Consider the following 1,876-nt stretch of genomic DNA (forward strand, 5'->3'; position numbering starts at 1 on the left):
CACGGGATCGCCGCGGATCCGATCAGGCTGCACGCCTGGCTCAGTCTCGACGGCTGCCCCGTCGGCGAGCCCACCTCCACGCTGCGCTTCACACCACTGATCCAGCTGCCCGAACCCACCGCGCCCACGCGCCACCGCGGCCGGGCGGCGAGAGGAGACACCCCATGACGCTGACCTCCAACGGCCACAGCACCACAGACACCACCACGGACACCACCGCCCCCGGTGCCACGAATGGCGACAGCACCGCCGCGGCCGCGCCGCTGCTGTGGATGCTGGGCGCGCGTGCCGCGCTGGGCCCGTTCACCCGCGAGCTGGCCGAGCTGTACTGGCAGTGGGAGAACGAGCCCGCCGTCATCGTCGGGATGGGCCGCCAGACCCCGGAATCGCTCGAAGCGCGGCTGGCCGGCTACGACGCCCAAGCCCGCAGCATGGGCACCATCCCGCGGTTCACCATCTACGACCTGACCCGGCCCGGGGGGCCGGTGCCGGTCGGGACCAGCGCGCTGCGCATCGACCACTACGTGCGCACCGCGGAGTTCATCATCCTGCTCGGCGCCGACGGTCGTGGCCGAGGCCTCACGGTCGAGGCGACCCGGCTGACCCTGGACTACGCCTTCACCATCTCGGCGCTGCGCTCTGTCTGGCTCAAGGTCCTCGAGCCCAACACCGGCGCGATCACCGCCTACGAGAAGGCCGGATTTGCCCACGCGGGGCGGCTGCGCCGCGCCGGGTACTGGCGCGGCGCCGAAGCCGACGAGCTGATCATGGACATCGTCGCCGACGCCCACCTGGCCACCGGCTGATCCGCTCGGATCAGCGGGAGCCCGCTACGGGACCGGTGAGCCCCCGTAGCGGGACCTGGCAGGCAGGAGCCGCCCGTCGTGCAGGGCACTGTGGGCCTGATCGGCCCGGTCGTCGCGGTGCAGGTCCAGCCGGGTGGCGACGAGTACGACCAACCAGCCCCGCGACAGGGCGGTGGAGTGCCATCGGGCGGGGACAGCGGCCCCGAGGTCGCCGTCGTAGAACTGCTCGCCCGGTGCACCGAGCCGGATCCGGTCCTCGCCGGTGATCGGGCCGAACCAACCCGGCAGCACCGGAGCCGCGCGCAGCGCGCCGGGATCCATGGATGTCAGCATCGCGAACCCGCGACCGAGCAGCGCCGCGGTGATCGCGTCGACCGGCTCGGCCGCCGGATGCGGATCGCCGGTCTCGACGGTCACGGCGAAGGTGACGGTCACGTAGGCGATCGCCGTGGCCGGATCGTCGTCGGCCGAGAGCAGCCCCGGGCTCGCCCAGGCCGTCATCGCGTCGATGGCGTCTCTCCCGTCGTTGACCGCGTCGACACATCCGGCAGTGAGGTGTTCTCAGTAGCGGGGTGGCAGGTCGTGGCGACACGCCGAGGGTGGTGAGATGAGCGGGAACGGGGCAGGACCCCGGTAGATCGGTTCGGTCCAGCACAGATCGACACCGTCACCGAGGTCCTGCATGTCTGATCCTGTCACCTACACCGCTGTCCTCCCGATCGGGGAGCGCACCGTGGCCTATCTGGCGCGGCTCCTGGTCCTTCAACGCCGTCGACGTGGCACCCGGCGGCGGGCGTTGACCCCGTTCGCCCAGGCAGTGCTGGTGATCCGCTGGTTCTGTGATGCTACCCGGGTCCGATGTTCGGCCGGTGACAACGCGATCAGCACTGCAACGGCCTACCGTTACCTGCACGAAGGCATCGACGTCCTCGCCGCGGCCGCACCCGGCCTGCACGGAGCCCTGCTCGCCGCCCGCACAGCCGGGCACACCCACGTGAATCTCGACGGCACCCTGATCGCCACCGACCGGTGCCGCGCGCTCGGCCTCACCCCCGGGGTCGACCTGTGGT

General features: G+C 71.5%; 3 protein-coding genes and 1 pseudogene. 3 read left to right on the forward strand and 1 reads right to left on the reverse strand.

Going from position 1 to position 1,876, the window contains the following annotated elements; genetic code table 11:
* Positions 1-27: 27 nt before the first annotated feature.
* Together Ae505Ps2_RS31510 and Ae505Ps2_RS28835 are read left to right on the forward strand one after the other, a co-directional pair.
* On the forward strand, positions 28-168 hold the full coding sequence (locus tag Ae505Ps2_RS31510; RefSeq protein WP_249265421.1) for a hypothetical protein: 141 nt from the start codon (positions 28-30) through the stop codon (positions 166-168).
* On the forward strand, positions 165-806 hold the full coding sequence (locus Ae505Ps2_RS28835; RefSeq protein ID WP_249265414.1) for a GNAT family protein: 642 nt from the start codon (positions 165-167) through the stop codon (positions 804-806). Before Ae505Ps2_RS31510 ends, Ae505Ps2_RS28835 begins: the two co-directional genes overlap by 4 nt.
* 24 nt (positions 807-830) lie before the next feature.
* Here the strand turns inward: Ae505Ps2_RS28835 and Ae505Ps2_RS28840 are convergent, their stop codons facing one another.
* Entirely contained in the window at positions 831-1,307 is a 477-nt protein-coding gene (locus Ae505Ps2_RS28840; protein WP_249265415.1) for a hypothetical protein, read from the reverse strand.
* Positions 1,308-1,488: 181 nt separating this feature from the next.
* On the opposite strand from Ae505Ps2_RS28840, the pseudogene Ae505Ps2_RS32260 reads away from it, so the two are divergent.
* Positions 1,489-1,876, forward strand: a pseudogene (locus tag Ae505Ps2_RS32260) (IS5/IS1182 family transposase); the annotation flags it as partial.

The sequence above is a fragment of the Pseudonocardia sp. Ae505_Ps2 genome, from assembly GCF_001932425.1.
Lineage (GTDB): Bacteria > Actinomycetota > Actinomycetes > Mycobacteriales > Pseudonocardiaceae > Pseudonocardia.

What these genes read in the sequence shown, in the direction of transcription:
- Ae505Ps2_RS28835 (WP_249265414.1), top strand. Translation starts at nt 165, where the DNA reads ATGACGCTGACCTCCAACGGCCACAGCACCACAGACACCACCACGGAC.
- Ae505Ps2_RS28840 (WP_249265415.1), bottom strand. Translation starts at nt 1,307, where the DNA reads ATGACGGCCTGGGCGAGCCCGGGGCTGCTCTCGGCCGACGACGATCCG.